Source organism: Aeromonas genomosp. paramedia (genome assembly GCF_023093515.1).
Lineage (GTDB): Bacteria > Pseudomonadota > Gammaproteobacteria > Enterobacterales > Aeromonadaceae > Aeromonas.
In genome coordinates, this window is sequence record NZ_JAAROG010000081.1 from 1 (window position 1) to 226 (window position 226).

Annotated in this window: 1 protein-coding gene; it reads right to left on the reverse strand. The window is 64.2% G+C overall.

The features are described 5' to 3' along the window. Positions 1-226 (reverse strand): hypothetical protein (locus tag HB860_RS22125; protein WP_247627971.1); only part of this gene is annotated, 226 nt, incomplete at both ends.

Sequence of the window (226 nt, forward strand, 5' to 3'; positions counted from 1 at the left end):
TGGCGGCGTTGTCGAGCTTGCCGCTGATCTCCACCTGCAGCACCTCGACCCGCACCCCGTTCACTTCCACATAGCCCTTGAGGATCTGGTTGCCCGGGATGGCGGCATCGCCGTCCACCAGTTCGTATTTGACGCTCTGCCCCAGTGCAGTCAGGGCCGGCTGCTCGTTCACATCCGCAAAGGAGACCTCGCTCACCCGATCCGAGCCCGCGTCCACGGTGAAGTG